Consider the following 19725-nt stretch of genomic DNA (forward strand, 5'->3'; position numbering starts at 1 on the left):
AAAGCTGATCAGCCGCGGCGGCTGCGGCGTTCGCGCGGAGCGGCCTGCTCTTCCGCGGTCTTGTTGCGCAGCGGCCCGATTTTTTCGACGATCGTCTCGAGGGTCGGGCGGGGGCCGGGCGTGTGGCTATCGACAGCCTGGCGGATGGCGGCGAGATGTTCGCAGGACGTGCCGCAGCAGCCGCCGATGATCTTGGCGCCGGCATTGAGTGCCAGATGCGCATATTCAGCCATCAGCGGCGGCGTGCCGGAATAATGGATCTTTTCGCCGCGGAATTCCGGAATGCCGCAATTGCCCTTGACGACGATCGTCGCTTCCGGGCTGGCCTCGGTCATCGACAGCAGCGTTGCCAGGATATCGGAAGCGCCGACGCCGCAATTGGCGCCGACAGCGATCGGGCCTTCGCCGATATCGGGCGCCACGCCATGGATGTCCTTCGGCGCCAGGCCCATCATCGTCTTGCCGGCGGTGTCGAACGAGCCGGTGTAGACGAAGGGCAGGCCGACCTTGACGGCGGCTTCGGCGGCTGCGCGGATTTCATCCGGGGCAGACATAGTCTCGATCCAGGCAACATCGGCGCCGCCGGCCTTGAGGCCTTCGATCTGTTCGGCAAAGGCATCGACCGCGTCTTCATAGGTGAGCGCGCCAAGCGGGATCAACAGTTCGCCGGTCGGGCCGACGGAGCCGGCGACGATCACCTTGCGCGGCGCCTTGTCGGCAACAGCGCGGGCAATGCTGGCTGCTTTGAGGTTGAGTTCATGCACGCGGCCCTGCGCGTGGTGCAGTTTTAGCCGATGGCGGGTACCGCCGAATGAATTGGTGAGGATGATATCGGCGCCGGCGTCGACGAAATCCTGATGCAGCTTGGTGATGTTTTCCGGTTTCGCCTCGTTCCACAGTTCCGGCGCCTCACCAGCCTCAAGCCCCATGGCGAACAGAGACGTGCCGGTGGCGCCGTCGGCGAGCAGGACGCCCTTTTCGGCCAGGAGATCGGAAAGCGGATTGGCGGCGGCGGTCATGGCAACGTCCTCGAATAATGAATACAGAAAGATATAAAGATATCTTTATGCGATGGCAAGGGGCGTGCCGTAAGAAACAGAGCACCGGCCATAGGCTAATCATGCAGTCAGGGCATCCAAAAGGATAGGCACGGCCGGCAGGGTGAATGGTGTATGAACCAGTTAACCCGAATTGCTAAAACGACATTGTTGGCTGCCGACGAGCCGATCAACGTGCCTTTGTATCTTGGCGATCAGCACATCAAAGTCGATCGGCTTGGTCAGATGATCAATGGCGCCGCCTTCCATGCTGGCAACCAGGGTGTTCATATCCGTGAGCGCGGTCAGGAAGATGAACGGGATGTGGGAGAGCTCCGGATGATTGCGCTGTATCTCGGCCAGCAGCTGGTGGCCATCCATGACCGGCATGGAAATATCGCAAATGACCATATCGGGGCGTTTCTCAAGCAGGATTTCCAGGCCTTGGCGGCCATTGCCTGCCTCCAATACGCCGAACCCGATGTCGGAAAGCTCTTCGGCAATCAGCTGCCGGATATCGCTTTCGTCTTCGATGCACAAAATGGTTGTCATGGATCAGTCCTTGTTTTCCTATGCCGCGCGGATCGGGCGTAAGGTCGTGCGCGAGGCCTCCGGATCTTGCGCGCCGGCGGGGAGGGAAACGGTAAAGGTCGTACCGCGACCCAACACGCTTGCGACGTTTATCGAACCGTGATGCAGATCGACCACCTGCTTGGCGAGGTTCAGACCTATTCCTGTGCCCGCGATGCCGGTGGAGCTTCTCGCCCGGAAATAAGGCTGGAAGAGTTTGGGGATGTCGTCCGCATCCATGCCGATACCTTGGTCGCGGAAGGAGACATGAATCATTCCGTCTCCCATCCAGCCCTTGATGAAGATGTCGGGTGCGGTCGGCGCGTATTTGATGGCATTCGAGACCAGATTGGTGAACACTTGCTCGAGTGCAGAAGGATCAGCCCTTGCCGACAGGGGCCGGAGAGCCATATCGATGTGGAATTTGTGCGTCTTGCCGATTTCGGTCTGGCGCTCGCAGACTTTCTCTACAAGTTCGGCCAAGTCGACATCCGTGACATGAATTCCATCTATTCCGTCGGTCAGGCGACCGGCAGAAAGAATGCTCTCCATCAGATCGACCATGCGGGCGACGGATTGTCGGATCAGGGTGGCTTTCTCGGCAATATAGCTGGTGGTCGGCACCTCCTTCTGCCGCATCAATCTCTGTGCCGCTGCATCGATCACGGCAAGCGGCGTTCGGAATTCGTGGGATGCCATCGATACGAACTGGCGTTGTAGAGCGTTGACGTGCCTTTCCTGCTGCAGCATCCGGTCGAGTTCGGCCTTCTGCCGCTCGATTTCCGCGGTGCGTTGTTTCACCGTCTCTTCCAATTCGTTGCGATGCGCCAGAAGCTCGATCCGAGAATGCACAAGCGCACGCGACGCCCTGCGTAGACCGAGGCCGAGATAGATAACAGCACTGGCTGCGATCGCAAATCCAATCAGAGCGCCGGGGGCGATCTTCTCCATCAGCATCAAGCCAGGCTTGATCGTGTTCCAGGTAACATAGCCGAGAATATTGCCTTCCAGCCCGATGATCGGAACTGCCGCTTCGGGCCTGCCGGCCTTTTCGGGAATATATCGTATGGCTTTGACGCGGGCATCTTCGCCAACAGCGGCAAGAATATCTCCGTCCAGAAATTTGACTGCGACTTGCAGAAATGCGGCACTTGCGCGGACCGTAATGCCCGTCGTGCTTGGAAGTATGGGACGAGCACTGACAATCGCGGGCCTGCCCTCGATCAGCGCGACCTTCGTCACGGAAATTTCGCGCAGCGATGCGGATTGCCCGGTTGTTCCGTCGGTCTCCACGAGGTGACGGCGAACCTCGGCGGCGATCGCATCAATCCTCGACCGGTCGGCCGCAAGGATGGGAGGAGGGGCGGGCCTGCCTTCGCGCGCCGAAAAGATGATCTTGTTCTGATCGTTCAGGACAAGGCCAAGGTCGTGGCCGAAATAGGAGTGCAGCCAGGCTCCGATCGCAGCAGCCATCCACTGCTGATTGCCCGCTCTGGTATAGGCGACCGTATCGTCTCCTATGGCGATGCTCTCCTGCTCCTTCGCCACCGCGACGATCCGCTCCTTGATCGCATGCGAGACGATGTCGCTTTGCCTGCCCAGGGCCAGCCGATCGATTTGCGTGGAGGCCAGCCAGGAAAAGCCGGCGATCAGTGCCGCAGCGATACCCGACACCACCATCAGTGTGATCGTGATTTGCGATGTCAGGCGCGCGTCTCGGTTCAGCATCGGCAATCCTTCCGGTTGCCGGAAGGGTAAGGCAGAAACTATTCACAAGTTCTAAAACTTTGGCGTGAGATTTGGCTGGCACACAATGGGAAAATTGCCTGTCCGGCATAACCGTTCATGAACCACGGCCGTCGTGAAGCGAGCGGCGTTTGACGGAAAAATCTGGCGATGCCTGAATTGTCCCGCGTCGGATTTCTCCAGGATTCATTGCACCGAAAGATGGAGCGCGAACGTTGATCCCTCACCGGTAAGGCCGTATGAGTGCTGCAAGTGCCTGGCTTCGCTCGGTGAGGGATGATCGCAACTGAACTGGCTCTCAAGCCGAGCCCGTTCCGATGTCAAATTCGTCAATCAGCGACGCGGGCATTGCTACCAGCGCTGATGGACGTATTTGGCGATCTTGTCGTCGTACACCTTCTTTGCCGCCGCGATCACCTCGGCCGACAGCGCCGGCATGGCGGACGCAGCAGCATTGTCCTCGGCCTGCTTCTTGTTCTTGGCGCCGGGGATGACGACGGTGACGGCATCCTGCATCAGAATCCATTTGAGGGCGAACTGCGCCATGCTGGCGCCACCGGGCACGAGCGGGCGGAGTTCCTCGACGGCTTCGAGGCCGACTTCATAAGGCACGCCGGAAAAGGTTTCGCCCATGTCGAAGGCTTCGCCGTTGCGGTTGAACAGGCGATGGTCGTCGGCGGCGAACTGGCTTTGCGCCGTCATCTTGCCGGTCAGCATGCCCGACGAGAGCGGCACGCGGACGATAACGGCGACATTCTTTTCCTTCGCCTGCGGGAAGAACAGCTGGTTCGGGCGCTGGCGGAAGATGTTGTAGATGATCTGGATCGAGACGACGCCGGGATATTCGATCGCTTTCAGGCCATCCTCGACCTTTTCGACGGAGACGCCGTAGTAGCGGATCTTGCCCTTGGCGGTCAGGTCGTCGAGGATGCCGAAGACTTCCGGCATGTAGAGCACTTCGCGGGCCGGGCAATGGAGCTGCACCAGGTCGAGCGTGTCGACGCCGAGATTGGTGAGCGAGCGGTCGATCCAGCCTTCGAGGTTTTCGCGGCTATAGCCTTCCGGCACCTGCTTGGGCAGGCGGCGGCCAGCCTTGGTGGCGACCATCGGGCGCGTGCCGCCGCGTTCTTTCAGCACGTCGCGGATGATACGCTCGGAGCGGCCGTCGCCATAGACATCGGCCGTGTCGATGAAGGTCATGCCGGCGTCCAGCGCAGCGTTGAGCGCGCCTTTGGCGTCCGCTTCCGACACGTCGCCCCAGGCGCCGCCAATGGCCCAGGCGCCAAAGCCGATTTCCGATGCGGACCAGGGGGTGCGGCTGAATTGTCTCGATTTCATCGTCTCTCTCCTTGCGGGTTCGCGCGGCATTTTTCAGCGGCGGCGGGGAGAGTCAATGGTATGACCATATTTTTTGGGCAGCAGTTCGCGGTAGGTGCGCATCAGCATCGCTGTCACGGTTTCCGGATCGGTGCGCGACAGGCGCATCAGCAGCATCGGATAATTCTTGTAGTGATCGGTGAAATAATAGAGCTCGTGGTCGGCGTCGCAGAGCATGGCGCGCTCCTCCGCCGGCACGCCTTTGATGACGATCGAATCGCCGTCTTCCTTGAGGCGCGTCAGCATCTTGCCGCGGACCTTGAAGGATGGCGTGCCGTAATGCGTGCTGGGCTCGACAAGGTCCCAGGAGAGGAGGAGGGCGCTCAATTCATCGAAGGTCATGTCGGACACCTCTGAAACACGAAAGCCGCCACAATGGGCGGCTTTCAGGGCAAATTCAACCGGCTTCAGACCACTTTGCGCTTCGCCAGCACGTCGGTCAGCCAGTCGGTGCGCATTTCCGGGACCGAAGAGATCAGCTTCTCGGTATAGGGATGGAAAGGCGGCGAGAAGATCTGCCTGGTCGGGCCCTCTGTCACCACCTCGCCGCGCAGCATGACGGCGGTGCGGTGCGCGATGCGGCGGACGATGCCGAGATCGTGGGTAATGAACAGATAGCTCAGCCCCAGATCATCCTGTAGCCGCTTCAACAGTTTCAGGATTTCTTCGGCGACCAGTTGGTCGAGCGCCGAGGTCGGTTCGTCGCAGATGATCAGCTCCGGATCGGCGGCCAGAGCACGCGCGATGCAGATACGTTGTTTCTGGCCGCCCGACAGCGCCGTCGACAGGCGTCCGGCATAGTCGACCGGCAGGCCGACCTGGGTCAGGAGCTCGGCGACGCGAGCTTTGGTTTCCGTCGCGGTCTTGCCGTAGTAGAACTGGTAGGGCCGGCCGATGATCTCGCCGATCGTCTGGCGCGGGTTGAGCGCCACATCCGGCAGCTGGTAGATCAGCTGGATGCGTCGCAGATCATCCTTGCTGCGCGCCTTGGTCGTCGCGGTCAGTTCCTTGCCCTCGAAGGTCACCGAGCCCGATGTGCGCGGCAGCAGGCCGACGATCAGGCGGGCCAGCGAGCTTTTGCCGGAGCCGGATTCGCCCACCACGGCAACCGTCTCGCCTCTCGACACGTCGATCGAGACATTCTTGAGCACAGTGAAATCGCCGTATTTGCCGACGACATTGTCGACCTTGAGCATGGTCGGCCCGCGTTGCGGCTCCTCGATGTGCTCGTCGAAATGATCGGCCGCCTTGCGTTCGGAAACCAGCGCCTGGGTATAGGGATTCTGCGGGTGATTGAGAATGTTCTCGGTCGTGTCGAGCTCGATCATCTTGCCGCCGCGCAACACCATGATGCGGTCGGTCACCTGGGCCACGACCGCAAGGTCGTGGGTGATGTAGAGCGCTGCGGTGTTGAGTTCCTTGATCAGCTTCTTGACCAGCGCCAGCACTTCGATCTGGGTGGTGACGTCGAGCGCGGTGGTCGGCTCGTCGAAAACGAGGATGTCGGGCTTGCAGGAGATCGCCATTGCCGTCATCGCGCGTTGCAATTGGCCGCCGGACACCTGGTGCGGATAGCGGCTGCCGAACGTTTCGGGATTGGGCAGGCCGAGCGAACGGAAGAGTTCGACGGCATTCTTCTCTGCCTCTTCCTTCTTCATCAGTCCGTGCTGGATCGGCATTTCGCAGACCTGATCCATGATCGTATGGGCCGGGTTAAACGACGCTGCCGCCGACTGGGCGATATAGGCGATGCGTTGGCCGCGCATGTCACGGCGTCCCTCGTAGGAGAGATCGCGGACGGAGACGCCGTCGATCTCCACCCTGCCGCCGGTGATGCGGCAGCCGGCACGGGCATAGACCATGGAGGACAGGCCGATGGTCGATTTGCCGGCGCCGGATTCGCCGATCAGGCCGACGACTTCGCCGCGCTGCAGCTCCAGCGAGACATTGTCGACGAGAACGTTGCCATTGACGGATTCGACGCGGAGCTTGGTGAGCTTGAGAATCGGTTGAGTCATGGCTTACATCTCCGCCGAGGCGCCCGACGGACGGGCATTGATGGACAGGATCCAGTCGACGACAAGGTTGACGCCGACGGTCATCAGCGCAATCGCCATCGCGGGCCAGAGCGGTGCCGGCAGGCCGAAGGAGATGGCCTTGCCGTTGTCGCGCACCATGCCGCCCCAGTCGGCATAGGGTGGCTGGATGCCGAGCCCGAGGAAGGAAAGGCCGGCGACGAACAAGAAGTTGAAGCAGAAGCGCAGGCCGAATTCCGAGATCATCGGCGGCAGCGCGTTCGGCAGGACTTCCCTGCGCATGATCCACCAGTTGCCTTCGCCACGCAGCCTTGCGGCTTCGACATATTCGAGCACGGCAATGTTCATCGACACGGCGCGGGCGAGGCGGAAGACGCGGGGACTATCGATGATGGCGATGGTGAGCACCAGCGTCGGGATCGACGAACCGAACATGGAGAGCACGATCAGCGCAAAAACCAGCTGCGGGATCGACAGCATGATATCGGCGATGCGCGACAGGAGCTGGTCGAAGACCGGCCCGCCAATCGAGGCGAACAGGCCGGCTATGGTGCCGATCAGGAAGGAGAGGACCGTGGTCGAGAGCGCCACGCCAATCGTCATCTGTGCGCCGAAGATCAAGCGACTGAGCATGTCGCGGCCGATATTGTCGGTGCCGAGCCATGCGTGGGAGGAACTCGGCGCCCATGTGTCGCCAATGGTTTCGGCTTCATCATAGGGTGCGATCCACTGCGCATGCAGCGCAATCAGGATCAGGAGCGATACGATGATGATGCCGACCCAAGCCGAAAATGTCGGCCTGTAGCGAGACGACGATGCAGACAGCGCATTGGGTTGGGGACCCCACACCTTCAGCGCCAGCAGCGCCTGCAATGGCAGGACGGCGGAAAGGAAGCCCCAAAATACCGGGTCGAGGCCCCGCGTGCGCGCCATGGAGGCACCGATCGTGCCGAAGACGAAAACGAAGAAAATAGCGTCTACGAAAATGACGAACCAGGTCATCTCAAATTCCCCTGCACAAAGCCCTCAATTGTCCGGCAGTTGCACTGCCGATCACTTCGTGAGGTCGTTCGTTTGTTTTTAGCTGCGGCTGGCTGAAGCGACACTTCTCTTCTCATGTCTCACGCCTTCGGTTTGCGCAGGCGCGGATTGACGAGAATGCTCAACAAGTCCGCGGTCGTGTTGAGAATGATGAACGTGCCGGCAAAGACCAGGCCGCAGGCCTGCACCACCGGCAGGTCGCGTTTCGAGACGCCGTCGACCATATATTGCCCAACGCCCGGATAGACGAACACGACCTCGATGACGACGACGCCGACGATAAGGTAGGCGAGGTTGAGTGCCACGACGGCGATGATCGGCGCTGCCGCGTTGGGGAGTGCATGACGGACGATGACGCGCGAGCGCGGCAGGCCCTTGAGGAAGGCCATTTCGATATAGGGTTGCGACATGATCGACAGAACCGAGGACCGGGTCATGCGCAGCATATGGGCGGTCACCAGGAGTGTGAGCGCGAAAGCGGGGAGGGCCGCCGTGTAGAGGCTCTCTCCCAGCGACATGTCTGAATAGACCGTCGCCAGTGAGGGAAAGACTCTGAATTTCACTGAGAACAGCAGGATCAATAGATAGGCGACGAAGAATTCAGGCACAGATATCGCCGCCAAAGATAATATGTTGGCTAATTTATCCGGCCATTTGCCCTCGTTGATCGCGGCCAGGATGCCAAGGCCGACTGCCAGCGGCACGGCGATGCAGGCGGCAAAACCGGCGAGGAACAGCGTCGCCTTGAAGCGTGGCCACAGCGTCTTGATGACGTCGCGCTTATTGGTCAGCGCTTTGCCGAAATCACCGTGCACAACACCGCCCAGCCATTTGCCGTAACGGACATAGGCCGGCTGGTCGAGGCCGAGTTCATGGCGGAATTCTTTGAGCGTGTCCGGTGTTGCGCCCTGGCCGAGCACGGCACTTGCCACGTCGCCGGGAAGAACCTCTGTCGCCGCGAAGATCAAGACGCTGACGGCGAACAAGGTCGCGATGCCGAGAATGATTCGGATGCCTAATAGACGAAGCATTCAGCTGCCCCCTTTATTTGTCTTTATGGGCAAGAGCCTATCGCCGGCCTCTGTCCGATCCCCCGCGAGGCCGGCTGCGATGGCAGAGGCAGGCCGGGCTTGCCCGGCCTGCACACGTCTGGACTTAAGCGAACCAGCCCTTTTCAGCCAGGCGCTGGTCGGCAAGATCGTAGCGCGGGTGCGGCTGTACGCCCTGCACCTTCGGCGAATAGCCGTCGAGATAGTCGGTGATGGCAAAGCAGATCTGACCGCCGTCTTCGGAGATCATTTCCTGGCACTTGCCGTAGAGCTGCTTGCGCTTGTCCTCGTCGAGCTCGACGCGGGCCTGCGTGAGCAGGTCGTCGAATGCCGGAACGCGCCAATCGCTGTCGTTCCAGTCCGACTTGCCGCCGAATTCCTGCGTGAAGGTCTGGTCGGCGGTCAGGCGGCGGCCCCAGTAAACAGCGCAGAACGGAACCTTGAGCCAGACGTTGTCCCAGTAACCGTCGCCGGAAACTTTGGTCACCGTCAGGTCGATGCCAGCCTTCTTCAGCGATTCCTGGTAAATCTGGGCGCAATCCACTGCCGAGCCCCAGGCGCCTTCCGACGTCTTGAGTTCGATCGTCGCGTTGGAGAGGCCGGCTTTCTTGAAGTGGAACGCTGCCTTATCCGGATCGTAGGTGCGCTGCGGCATCGTGGTGTTGTAGTAGGGGTTGAGCGGGTCAAGCGTATGGTCGTTGCCCGGAATGGCGTAGCCGGCATAAACCTGCTTGATGATCTTCTCGCGGTCGATGCCCCATTTCAGAGCAAGGCGAAGATCCTTGTTCTTATAGGGATCCGAGGTGACGCGCGAGACGAAGCAGAAGCGGTTGCCGGTGCCCTTGGTGCGAACGATCGCGAGGTTCGGGTCCTTCATCAGAAGGTCGACCGTGCGAGCATCCAGACGGTTGACGGCGTCCACTTCGCCGGACTGAAGGGCCGCGGTGCGGGCGGCCGGATCCTGGATGTAGCGGATTTCGACCTTGTCGAAATTGCCGCGGCCAGGCTTCCAGAAGTCGCCGCGGTTCTTGAGCGCGATGCGCACGCCCGGCTCGAAGCTTTCGAGCGTAAAGGCGCCGGTGCCGATCGGGTTGTCCCAGTCGGTGTGGTCCTTCGGAACGACGACCAGATGGTAGTCACCGAGAATGGCCGGGAAGTCGGCATTGCCTGAAGACAGCGTGAAGGCGACCTGCTTCGGCGACAGCGCCTTCATTTCGACGATCGGCTCGAGGATGCCCTTTGCCGGCGACTTGGTTTCGCCACGATGCAGCCCGATCGAATAGATGATGTCGTCGGCGTCCAGCGTCTTGCCGTTGGAGAACTTGATGCCCTGGCGGACATTGAACACCCAGTCCTGCGCGCCCGGCTGAACATCCCAGCTCTCGAACAGTTCGCCGGTCGGATTGCCGTCCTGATCGAATTCGACCAGGCCGTTCATGATGGCGAGCGATGCGGCGATCATGATCGAGTCAGCGTAGGTGCGCGGGTCGAGCGAGTCAGAGGCCGAACCGCCCTCCATGCCGATACGCAGCGTGCCGCCCTTCTTGGGTTCGGCGGCCTGGGCCTTCGAGAACATGGTGGATGCCATCGGGATCGCGATGCCTGCCGCCATAGCGAGTTGCATGAAGTCGCGGCGCGACAGATGCCCCTTGCGGGCCATCTCCTCGGCGAGCTTCAGTTTGTGTTCGAATTCATTCATGGCAGTCTCCCTTGTTTATCTTCGATAATTCCGATCGTTGGGCTCCCTCCCCAGGAGGCGCAATCGGAAGGTTTCACTTTCCCGAACCCGTGTCGGCGTCCGGAAGGTAACAGCATTGCGACGGCCGAAATCGGCCAGATGCTGCTGTCATCTCGCCGGAAGGGGTTCAGGAAATGGGATGGCAATCACGCCCGCATTGCGGGCAAGGCTGTTTTGTTTATGCCTGGATTGCATGCAGAGCCAATTCTCCCAATTCAGGACAGACCGGCGTTCCGCGCCGTCCGTCCAACCATCCGCCTTACCGCCCTGGTTGCCGTTCTAGCCGGGTCCGGGGTCTGGCAGCGGAAGACAAAGTTCCCGTGACAAGGTGATTTTTATTGTCCATCCGAAAGCGGAAATCTGTCGCAATCGGCTGTCTTCGTCCTTGCACAATTTGAATGTACGGGTTTGAGCAAAGAAATCAACTGCCTTCATAGGAGCATTTGCTAATATGCTGGGCAAAACTTCGACTTGGCTCGGGTGAAGGCTCAAAAAATACGTACCAAAGGTAGCGGCGCCTCGGGTGCCTGATGGTATTGGTTGTTATTTTGGCGGGTGTTTCAAACAACCTGTCGCATCAACGTTTTCACCGAGACGTTTTGTGTCTCACATGCGTCGTCGCAGGCAGGATGCAAATATTTTTATTTTTCCGGAAAAAAGTACGAATTCACCATTGTTTAAACTCTTAATAACCGCCCGGTAACGATGTCCGGCTAATGGTGAAGTCGCAGCCGGCGATCAGCCCCGCTGTTCTCCGGATCAGGTAGTGCGTACCGGAGACATTTGCCAGACGCGTATTGTCCGGCAAATCAGATATATGCGGCGAACCGTGCTTTGGCCCGAGAGGGGGCGGCACGGTTTTTCGTCGTTTTAGGACATGTCGTAGCATGGTGATGCGTATCACATTGCGTCGGGCTGCTGTTCTATGAAGATCTTCAGCCGCTCCAGCGCGTCGCCCCATTGCCGCGAGACGTCGTCGAGATAGGTCTTGGCGACGGCGATCGGTTCGGGCTGGAAGACATATTGGCTTTCGCGCCCGATGCGGCTCACGCAAACGAGGCCTGCGTCTTCGAGCACACGGAGATGTTTGGTCACGGCCTGGCGGGTCAGGTTGGTGTCGATCGAGAGTCGGACGATCGACTGGCGCCCGCCGGTGCAGAGTTTCTTCAAAAGCGACAGGCGCGTGCGGTCTCCCAGCGCCGCGAAGATCGGTGCGGCGCCCAGAACGGCGGAATGTTGTTCAGGATTCGACATGGCTTTTTATGTTCTGCACCTGCGCCGCCCAGCCCATATTGTTCATCCGGAAAGCTTCCGCCCGACGATGGGCCGGGACCTTGACGAAGCCGGATTCGATGACCGTCAGTTTCGTGCCGGACGCGGTCGGGTGCAAGCGGAATTCCACCAGTGTCGGGTCCTCATGCGAATAATCGACATTCGGGTCGACCGCATAGGGTATCCAGGTGAACGAGAACAGGTCGGGCTCGCGCATTTGCTTGACCGTAGCCTTCCAGACGACATGCTCATAACCGGGATGGGTGATGTTGCCGCGCGACTCCTTGCCCGGTTCGAACGGCGCTTCCAGCTTGACGCGGAACCATTCGCCGAATTCGCGGTGGTCGGTCAGTGCGCGCCAGACGCGCGCGACCGGTGCGTTGATCTCGATGCTCTGGATGATGGTGTCGGGTGTGGCGGCTGCGTTTTCTATCGTCTCGGACATGATGGTCTCCTTGCTGAATGGATTAAATGGCAACCAAGAAGTTGCTTTTCCATCCCATAGTGAAACGCAAATGGCAACCAAAACGTTGCTGTTTCTCTTTGCGTCGGAAATCGGCGGAATGGTTTCTTGCGCCGAATGCCGTGCGGTGGCATGCGGAGGGTGACAGAAGGAGTTGGATATGGCGCGCACGATCATGCTGCAGGGAACGGGCTCGGATGTCGGCAAGACCGTGCTGGTCGCCGGTCTCTGCCGGCTTGCGGCCAATCATGGCCTGAAGGTCCGGCCGTTCAAGCCGCAGAACATGTCCAACAATGCCGCGGTCAGCGATGATGGCGGCGAGATCGGCCGGGCGCAATGGTTGCAGGCGCTTGCAGCCCGCACGCCCTCTTCCGTGCATATGAACCCGGTGCTGCTGAAGCCGCAGAGCGACAATGGCAGCCAGATCGTCGTCCAGGGCAGGGTCTATGGCCAGGCCAGGGCGCGTGACTATCAGGGCATGAAACCGGCGCTGCTTGAAAAGGTACTGGAAAGCTTTGCTTTGATCTCGGCAGACGCCGATCTCGTCATCGTCGAGGGGGCGGGCTCGCCGGCCGAGATCAACCTTCGCCGCGGCGACATCGCCAATATGGGTTTTGCGCGCGCGGCCGATGTGCCGGTGGTGCTGGTGGGCGACATCGATCGGGGCGGGGTCATCGCCTCGATCGTCGGCACGCATGTGATCCTGCCGCCGGAGGACCGGGACATGGTAACCGGCTATCTGATCAACAAGTTCCGCGGCGATGTCAGCCTGTTCGACGACGGCATAAGGGCGATCGAGGGGTTTACCGGATGGCCATGCTTCGGCGTCGTTCCCTGGCTGAAAGCGGCCGGACGGCTGCCGGCTGAGGATTCGGTGACGCTTGAACGGTTGGCGAAAGGCGAGGCCAAGCCGCTCAGGATCGCCGTGCCGGTAACGCCCAGAATCGCCAATTTCGACGATTTCGATGCACTTCGCGCTGAAGAGGCGGTGGACCTGACCTTCGTCCGGCCCGGCGAGGCAATGCCTGCCGATGCGGGATTGATCGTGCTGCCGGGCTCGAAATCGACGATCGGCGATCTCAACGCCTTGCGCGACAATGGCTGGGACAAAGAGATCATCGCCCATGTCAGGCGCGGGGGCCGGGTGCTCGGCATTTGCGGCGGCTACCAGATGCTCGGCAGCCGTATTCTCGATCCGCTCGGGCTCGAAGGCGAGCAGAAAGAGATCGAGGGCCTTGGCCTTCTCGACGTTGAGACAGTGATGGCGCCGGAAAAGACGGTGGCCAACAGCGGTGCCCATTCGCTTGCCTACGATGTGCCGCTCACCGGTTACCAGATCCATCTCGGCGAAACATCCGGGCCGGATCGCACACGTCCCTATGTCGCAATCGAGGGTGAACCCGACGGCGCTATGTCGGCGGATGGGCGGGTGGCAGGAACCTATCTGCATCGCATCTTCGACAATGACGGTTTCCGAGCCAGGCTCCTGGCCGATTTCGGCATTGAGGGCGGATCACGCAACTATCGTGCCGAGGTCGACCAGGCGCTCGATGCAGTCGCCCAGGAACTCGCGCAGGTGCTGGACCGGGATTGGCTCGAAGCGCTTCTTCAGCGGCGGCTGCAGTCTGCCTGAGGATTGCCCTGCCTGAAGCGCAAAAAAACTTCATTGCCGTAGAATAAACCGAAGATGAATTGCGTCACTCAACTGGAACGAGGGGAAGCATCTTTGCTTTCCCCGGTCAGTTCGGCTATTGTCGCCCCAGAGGAAAGACAGCGCCGGAATGATCATTTCAGGTGAAATCGGGGGAAAATTCATGACGCTTTCCAAACATTTCAGGCTGCTGATGGCATCAGCTGTCAGCCTTTCCATGTCCGTCACGCCGATGGTCGGCATCGGCATTGCGCATGCCCAGTCCGCGCCTGCTGCCCAGGCCCCTGGCGATTCCGGCTGGCAGCAGGAGTTCCAGGCCTGGCGCACAGCTTCAAAGGGCAATACGGTCGGCGACTATCAGGCCTATCTGAAGATCTACCCGACCGGCAAGTTCGCCAGCGTCGCCAAGACCCGCATCGACGAGCTCAACGGCACCAAAACCGCCAACACGACCAAGGTTGTCGAGAAGACGACCCAGACGGCCGATGCGACCACGACGGTGACGCGCTCGGCAGACACGGCTGCGACCGAGAGCGAAGCCGACAAGCAAAAAGACCTGGCGATGTGGAAACAGGTCTCCAAGACCGGCACGCAGGCCGATTACGAAAAATATCTGAAGGCTTTCCCGAAAGGCAAGTTCGCCAAGGTGGCGAAGAGCCGCCTCGATGCGCTGGTCGCTGCCGCCAAAACGCCCACTGAGACCAAGACGCCCGCCGAGACCAAGGTCGTCGTCGCCAAGACCACGACCCCTGCGGAAGATCAGACGCAGGCGAAGGCTGACCAGCAGCAGCCGGCCGCCGATACTCAGACGGCGCAGGACGACAGCCAGACCAAGATCAAGGACTTGAGCAAGCCGAACGATCAGGCCAAGGCCCCGTCCAGCGAATGGGAACAGGAATATGCGGTCTGGAAGGCCGCCTCCGACGGCAATACGATCCCGGAATATGAGGCCTATCTGAAGGCCTTCCCCAAGGGCAAATTCGCCGCGATCGCCCAGGCCCGCATCGTGCAACTGACCGCTGCCGAACAGCCGGCCAGCAATATCGACGAGGGCGATGACAGCAAGACTGAACAGACGGCCAAGCTGAAGAACAACCAGACGGCAGACGACCAGAACCAGGCCGATGATCAGAATCAGGCTCAGGATCAAAACCAAGCTGACGATCAAAACCAGGCCAACGATCAAAACCAGGCGGACGATCAGAACGACCAGGCGAAGACCGACGATCAGAACCAGGYCGACGACCAGACCCAGACGGACCAGACCCAGAACGATCAGCAGAGCGACGACCAGAACCAGACGGCCGATAACCAGATGGACAACAAGTCGCAGAATACCGATATGGGCCAGAACACCGTGCGCAGGCAGCAGGTGCACTATACCGAGGGAACACCGGAAACCGAGGACACCTATCTTTCGACGCGCGAAACGCGTCACGAGATACAGGGCCGCCTGACCGCGCTCGGCTATGACACGATGGGAACCGATGGCGCCTATGGCCCGAACACCCGCAATGCCATCAGCGCATGGCAGCAGGACAACAACGCGCCGGTGAGCGGCTATCTCTCCGGTGACCAGATCGCCCAGATCCGCATCCAATCCAAGGTCTCCTACGCCCAATGGGTCGCCGCTCATCCCGATGTGGCCGAGCAACCCGTCGTCGTCCGGCCGCGCCGCGAGAAAATCATCGTCGAAGAACGGCATCCCGGCGTCGACGCTGCGATTGCCGCGGGTGTCCTCGGCGCGGTGGTGATCGGACGCCACAAGTTCAAGCGTAACAAGGTGGTCATCTGCCGCAGGCGACGCTTCTGCTGAGTCAAAGCCGCGTTCGCAAGTCTCGCGACGGGCCGTTTCGACGGCCCGTTTTGCTATTGGTATCGGCACAGGATTGAATGTTTCCCCGCCACGTCTGCAGTCCTTCATGGACAAAGCGGCTTGCCTATTGCCCACTTTTTGACGATAAGCGCGGCGTCGGCGAGACATGGCATGTCCGATCGCAGGATCGCTCAAGTCAGTCAAATGCTCGGCAGGATGGAGCCCGCAGGCGCCGCTGCCGATGGAATAGCCGTTGCCGGACGGCGCTTGTTTGAAGGCGAATGGTCGTGCAGGATAGTGTCGAGGACGTCGTTTCCAAGTATTTCGAGAAATCGCAGGGTTCGCCTGCCGAAGGTCTCGAAGGCCTAGCGACGACGACCCGCGAGGAGCAGCGGCTCGCCTCTGAGCAACGTGCCGAAAGCCTGCTTAAGGCTCCCGATCTTGCCTCGCACGCCATCCCGTTCATTCGCGAGCTTCTTGAGACGCGCCAGCGGCGGCTTGCCTCGGCATTTTCTCAGAACCTGCTGGCCTCGCCGGAGACGGAGGTGCTTGGGCATCTCGGCATGGCTCTCGTCGCACTCGGCACCGAATATAGTGATTTCGCCTGGCATCTTTTCAACAAGGCCGGCCGCGACCATGCCATGCAGGTCGTATCGGGTGCGTTTTTCGGCCTGTGGCTGGAGAAAGAGCCGGAGGCCGCGCAGGCTAGGCTCACCGCGATGCTCGATGCGGAGCCAAAGGCTCTAAAGCAAGCCGACCTTTGGCTGATCGCCCAGCGCGCCGGGGCGCTGAAGAACTATGATCTGCTGGCGACGCTGATCGAACGGATCGCCAAAATCGATCCCGCTTTCGGGGGACTGACGGAGGAGGAACGCATCGACCTCGAATGGGCGCGCGACTATCTCGCAAGCAATCCCGAGCGCGATCATCCCGCCACGCCGGCTTCCGAGGCCGAGACGATCAATCTCGGCATCATCGACTACAAGATGATCGATCGTCACCATGCGACGACCAATATCGGCGACTATGTCCAGACGCTCGCCTTCCTGTCCAATCTCGCGCGCTTCCAGTCCGTACGCTATGACGACAGCGAACTCGGCCGCAAGCTGGAAGAACTGAAGACGCGGATCGCCCCTGAAGGCCGTTTGGTGAAACGGACGGCGAAGATCCGTCCCATCGCAGTCAATCGCGACTTCTCCTCCTGGGATTCGATTCCCGAGAAGACGTGGATGTTTGCCTATGGCTGGTACATGCATCCCGTCTTCGAGACGATGTTCGATTTTCCGTTCCATGATAACATCCGACCGATCTTTATCTCCTTCCACGTCAACAATCGCGAGATGCTGTCGGACAAGGCGATCGACTATCTGAGGAAATACCAGCCGATCGGTTGTCGCGACTGGACGACAGTCTATCTGTTGCGCGAAAAGGGCGTGCAGGCTTTCTTCTCCGGCTGCGTCACCACCACGATCGGCCAGATTTTCACCGATGACGTCCCGCATGCCGGCGAGGATACGATCGCGCTCGTCGATTATTCTACCAAGGACGACGAATTTGCCAGTCTCAACGCCGTGCCCTATACGCAGGCCGAAGACGGTGTGCGCGAAATGAAGCTCGTCGATGCGCTCGACGCTGCGACCAAGCTGCTCAACGGCTATCGGCGCTATTCGAAGATCGCGACGTCGCGGCTGCATTGCTATCTTCCCTGCACCTCGATTGGCCTCGATGTCACCTTCAAGCCGAAGAACAAGGGCGATGTGCGCTTCGAAGGCCTGATGCGGCTCGGCAAGCCGCGCTTCGAACGCATGCGCAGCAATATTGCCGAGAAGATCGAACTGATCCTGCGGCTGATCTTCAACGGCGCCAGCGAGGAGCGCGTTTACGAAAAATGGCGCAATATCTGCGAAGCAGACCTTGCCGCAGCTGACGCCTATTGCGCGGATTTTCCGGCTTGGCCGGAGCCGTCCTTCGACATCGGAGCTATCGTCACTGCGCTGCGCGCCGATGCCTATACGCTCAACCCGGTTGCAGAGGGGAGCAATCCTGTCATTGGCGCCTTCGCGCTCGACGCCAATCTTTGCGACATGCTGCCGGTGACGATTGAGTCGGCGGTCCGCAATCTCTCGCGGCCGGCCATTTTCCACGTCCTGGCCCGCGGTATTGCGCGCAGCTATTTCGAGGATCTGGCCGCTGATTTCCCGGAAGCGCAGTTCACCATCTACGATTTCGACAAGGTGAACTATACCGACGATCTGAACCTGCTCAAGCACACGACCGCATCGACGATCGACCGTTTGCTGCTGCCGGATTTGCTCGGGCACGTCGATAAGATCATCTATCTCGACGTCGATATCGTCATCCAGGGCGATCTGGCCAAGCTCTACGACATGGACCTTGGCGATGCGCCTCTGGCAGGCAAGAGCAGCATTCCCTTGTCCTGGCGGACGGGTCACGACCTCTTGCAGCGCGCCACTTACCGGATGAAGAGCGCCAAGGCCTGGCAATTGCGCCGCCATCTGCATGCCTGTGGACGACTCGATTTCCGGGCTTTCAACGCCGGTGTGACGCTGATGAACCTGGCGCAGATGCGTGACGACCAATCCTCGCGCCTGACCGTGCCGCTGGTCGAGAATTTCGCCATGAACGATCAGGACGCGCTCAACATGTATGCACGGTCCAATCGCGCCGAATTCGATCCGATCTGGAACGCCGTACCGGCGCAGGAACCGACTGGCAATGACGGCATCCTGCATTTTGCCGGCACTGCCAAGCCCTGGGGACCGGGGCATATCCTGCGCGCCGAGGAATATGCCCGATACAAGTCGCTCTATGAAGCCCGCCGGGCGAGCCGCAAGATGGGTGCTGCATAACCAAACCGCCGCCGACAATGTCGCAGATGCGATTGACTTGTCGCAACGGAATCCCTAGTTCTTGACGATGTTTGGTTCCCGAAAGGCTTTGCCCCAGGGATCAAAAGGGAACGGGACGAATGGACCCAATCAGGGCATTGTCATCCCGGCCGACCCCGCGACTGTAGAGCGGCGAGGCATCCCCAGGAGTGATCGACGTCGATATCGCGGATAAACGGCATGGTGCCGCAGGCGCGAAATGGGGCAGAGGTCGCTTCAAAGCCACTGGAATGACGCTACGGCAACACGGACTGGACGCCTCTTCTTCTACGAATCGTCGGTCTGCGCAGCGCCCAAATTCCGGGAAGGCGAGGGGATGTCGATAGCGTGTGAGAAATCCACGTGGCAACCGCGAGCCAGGAGACCTGCCAGACAAGCAAGGGGCATTCTCGCCCGGTTTTTATTGGCCAGCAGCACGGAGGTTGTGATGGCGCCCGATCCTGTTCGCAGCCTTTGCGGCTGTATAAATAGCCTCGCGGTTTTCGCGTGATGGCCGCTCTTTCTTCTCCTGCCAGCGTATTCGTCCTGGGCGGTGCGCGCTCCGGCAAATCGTCTTTTGCAGAGCGGCTGGCCGCCGAGAGCGGGCTTGCGCGCCATTATGTCGCCACTGGTCGGGCCTGGGACGCCGAAATGGCGGACCGCATCGCACATCATAAGGTGCAGCGCGGCGACGCCTGGACGACGCATGAAGTGCCTGTAGACCTTGTCGCAACGCTTCGGTCCGTCGATCATCCGGGAAATGTCGTCCTCGTCGACTGCCTTACGCTCTGGCTCACCAATCTGATGATGGAGGAGCGTGCGCTGGCGCCGGAATTTGCCGCGCTCGCCGACCATCTGGGGCAAGCGAAAGCCACGCTGATCCTGGTCTCCAACGAGGTCGGGCTTGGCATCGTGCCGGAAAATCGCATGGCGCGCGATTTCCGCGACCATGCCGGCCGGCTGCACCAATCGATCGCGGCGAAAGCCCGCGACGTCTATTTCGTGGCGGCCGGATTGCCGCTGAAGATGAAGGGATAAGAC

Annotated in this window: 15 protein-coding genes and 1 riboswitch; of the genes, 5 read left to right on the forward strand and 10 right to left on the reverse strand. The window is 60.3% G+C overall.

Annotated features, from left to right (window positions below; translation table 11 throughout):
* Nucleotides 1-8 precede the first annotated feature (8 nt).
* Nucleotides 9-1019, reverse strand: a complete 1011-nt coding sequence (bmt, locus tag AC1DYF_RS20160; RefSeq protein WP_477878542.1) for a betaine--homocysteine S-methyltransferase — start codon at nucleotides 1017-1019, stop codon at nucleotides 9-11.
* 153 nt (nucleotides 1020-1172) lie between these two features.
* Here bmt and AC1DYF_RS20165 point away from each other — a divergent pair, with 153 nt between their 5' ends.
* Nucleotides 1173-1631, forward strand: coding sequence for a hypothetical protein (locus AC1DYF_RS20165; protein WP_477878543.1), 459 nt, complete (start codon nucleotides 1173-1175; stop codon nucleotides 1629-1631).
* Here the strand turns inward: AC1DYF_RS20165 and AC1DYF_RS20170 are convergent.
* The 9 genes from AC1DYF_RS20170 to AC1DYF_RS20210 form a co-directional block, all read right to left on the reverse strand.
* Complete coding sequence (locus AC1DYF_RS20170) at nucleotides 1608-3335, reverse strand: sensor histidine kinase (RefSeq protein ID WP_477878544.1); 1728 nt, start codon at nucleotides 3333-3335, stop codon at nucleotides 1608-1610. The genes AC1DYF_RS20165 and AC1DYF_RS20170 overlap by 24 nt on opposite strands.
* A gap of 369 nt (nucleotides 3336-3704) precedes the next feature.
* The gene (locus AC1DYF_RS20175; RefSeq protein ID WP_477878545.1) at nucleotides 3705-4691 is read right to left on the reverse strand and encodes an aldo/keto reductase; all 987 of its coding nucleotides are present in this window, start codon (nucleotides 4689-4691) and stop codon (nucleotides 3705-3707) included.
* 33 nt (nucleotides 4692-4724) lie between these two features.
* Entirely contained in the window at nucleotides 4725-5072 is a 348-nt protein-coding gene (locus AC1DYF_RS20180; protein ID WP_477878546.1) for an MmcQ/YjbR family DNA-binding protein, read from the reverse strand.
* Between the two features lie 65 nt (nucleotides 5073-5137).
* On the reverse strand, nucleotides 5138-6748 hold the full coding sequence (locus tag AC1DYF_RS20185; RefSeq protein ID WP_477878547.1) for an ABC transporter ATP-binding protein: 1611 nt from the start codon (nucleotides 6746-6748) through the stop codon (nucleotides 5138-5140).
* Between the two features lie 3 nt (nucleotides 6749-6751).
* A complete protein-coding gene (locus AC1DYF_RS20190) occupies nucleotides 6752-7768 on the reverse strand; it encodes an ABC transporter permease (RefSeq protein WP_477878548.1) in 1017 nt (338 codons plus the stop codon).
* Nucleotides 7769-7887: 119 nt separating this feature from the next.
* Nucleotides 7888-8838: an ABC transporter permease gene (locus AC1DYF_RS20195; RefSeq protein ID WP_477878549.1), complete on the reverse strand. Its 951-nt coding sequence runs from the start codon at nucleotides 8836-8838 to the stop codon at nucleotides 7888-7890.
* Between the two features lie 124 nt (nucleotides 8839-8962).
* Nucleotides 8963-10555 (reverse strand): ABC transporter substrate-binding protein, encoded by a 1593-nt coding sequence (locus tag AC1DYF_RS20200; protein ID WP_477878550.1) that lies wholly within the window; start codon nucleotides 10553-10555, stop codon nucleotides 8963-8965.
* Nucleotides 10556-11494: 939 nt separating this feature from the next.
* A complete protein-coding gene (locus AC1DYF_RS20205; RefSeq protein ID WP_477878551.1) occupies nucleotides 11495-11848 on the reverse strand; it encodes an ArsR/SmtB family transcription factor in 354 nt (117 codons plus the stop codon).
* Nucleotides 11835-12311: an SRPBCC family protein gene (locus tag AC1DYF_RS20210; RefSeq protein WP_477878552.1), complete on the reverse strand. Its 477-nt coding sequence runs from the start codon at nucleotides 12309-12311 to the stop codon at nucleotides 11835-11837. Before AC1DYF_RS20210 ends, AC1DYF_RS20205 begins: the two co-directional genes overlap by 14 nt.
* Nucleotides 12312-12489: 178 nt before the next feature.
* Here AC1DYF_RS20210 and AC1DYF_RS20215 point away from each other — a divergent pair, with 178 nt between their 5' ends.
* The 4 genes from AC1DYF_RS20215 to cobU all read left to right on the forward strand — a co-directional run bounded on the left by AC1DYF_RS20215 (nucleotide 12490) and on the right by cobU (nucleotide 19722).
* On the forward strand, nucleotides 12490-13962 hold the full coding sequence (locus AC1DYF_RS20215) for a cobyric acid synthase (protein WP_477878553.1): 1473 nt from the start codon (nucleotides 12490-12492) through the stop codon (nucleotides 13960-13962).
* A 181-nt stretch (nucleotides 13963-14143) separates the two neighbouring features.
* Nucleotides 14144-15796 (forward strand): peptidoglycan-binding protein, encoded by a 1653-nt coding sequence (locus tag AC1DYF_RS20220; protein WP_477878554.1) that lies wholly within the window; start codon nucleotides 14144-14146, stop codon nucleotides 15794-15796.
* A 287-nt stretch (nucleotides 15797-16083) separates the two neighbouring features.
* Nucleotides 16084-18666: a glycosyltransferase gene (locus AC1DYF_RS20225; RefSeq protein WP_477878555.1), complete on the forward strand. Its 2583-nt coding sequence runs from the start codon at nucleotides 16084-16086 to the stop codon at nucleotides 18664-18666.
* Nucleotides 18667-18721: 55 nt separating this feature from the next.
* Nucleotides 18722-19092, forward strand: a riboswitch (cobalamin riboswitch).
* A 102-nt stretch (nucleotides 19093-19194) separates the two neighbouring features.
* Nucleotides 19195-19722 (forward strand): bifunctional adenosylcobinamide kinase/adenosylcobinamide-phosphate guanylyltransferase, encoded by a 528-nt coding sequence (gene cobU / locus AC1DYF_RS20230; protein WP_477878556.1) that lies wholly within the window; start codon nucleotides 19195-19197, stop codon nucleotides 19720-19722.
* Nucleotides 19723-19725 lie beyond the last annotated feature (3 nt).

The sequence above is a fragment of the Rhizobium sp. P2_G9 genome, assembly GCF_056403475.1.

Excerpts from the sequence above, each read along its gene's own strand:
- bmt (WP_477878542.1), bottom strand. The coding sequence starts at position 1,019 with ATGACCGCCGCCGCCAATCCGCTTTCCGATCTCCTGGCCGAAAAGGGC.
- AC1DYF_RS20165 (WP_477878543.1), top strand. The coding sequence starts at position 1,173 with ATGAACCAGTTAACCCGAATTGCTAAAACGACATTGTTGGCTGCCGAC.
- AC1DYF_RS20170 (WP_477878544.1), bottom strand. The coding sequence starts at position 3,335 with ATGCTGAACCGAGACGCGCGCCTGACATCGCAAATCACGATCACACTG.
- AC1DYF_RS20175 (WP_477878545.1), bottom strand. The coding sequence starts at position 4,691 with ATGAAATCGAGACAATTCAGCCGCACCCCCTGGTCCGCATCGGAAATC.
- AC1DYF_RS20180 (WP_477878546.1), bottom strand. The coding sequence starts at position 5,072 with ATGACCTTCGATGAATTGAGCGCCCTCCTCCTCTCCTGGGACCTTGTC.
- AC1DYF_RS20185 (WP_477878547.1), bottom strand. The coding sequence starts at position 6,748 with ATGACTCAACCGATTCTCAAGCTCACCAAGCTCCGCGTCGAATCCGTC.
- AC1DYF_RS20190 (WP_477878548.1), bottom strand. The coding sequence starts at position 7,768 with ATGACCTGGTTCGTCATTTTCGTAGACGCTATTTTCTTCGTTTTCGTC.
- AC1DYF_RS20195 (WP_477878549.1), bottom strand. The coding sequence starts at position 8,838 with ATGCTTCGTCTATTAGGCATCCGAATCATTCTCGGCATCGCGACCTTG.
- AC1DYF_RS20200 (WP_477878550.1), bottom strand. The coding sequence starts at position 10,555 with ATGAATGAATTCGAACACAAACTGAAGCTCGCCGAGGAGATGGCCCGC.
- AC1DYF_RS20205 (WP_477878551.1), bottom strand. The coding sequence starts at position 11,848 with ATGTCGAATCCTGAACAACATTCCGCCGTTCTGGGCGCCGCACCGATC.
- AC1DYF_RS20210 (WP_477878552.1), bottom strand. The coding sequence starts at position 12,311 with ATGTCCGAGACGATAGAAAACGCAGCCGCCACACCCGACACCATCATC.
- AC1DYF_RS20215 (WP_477878553.1), top strand. The coding sequence starts at position 12,490 with ATGGCGCGCACGATCATGCTGCAGGGAACGGGCTCGGATGTCGGCAAG.
- cobU (WP_477878556.1), top strand. The coding sequence starts at position 19,195 with ATGGCCGCTCTTTCTTCTCCTGCCAGCGTATTCGTCCTGGGCGGTGCG.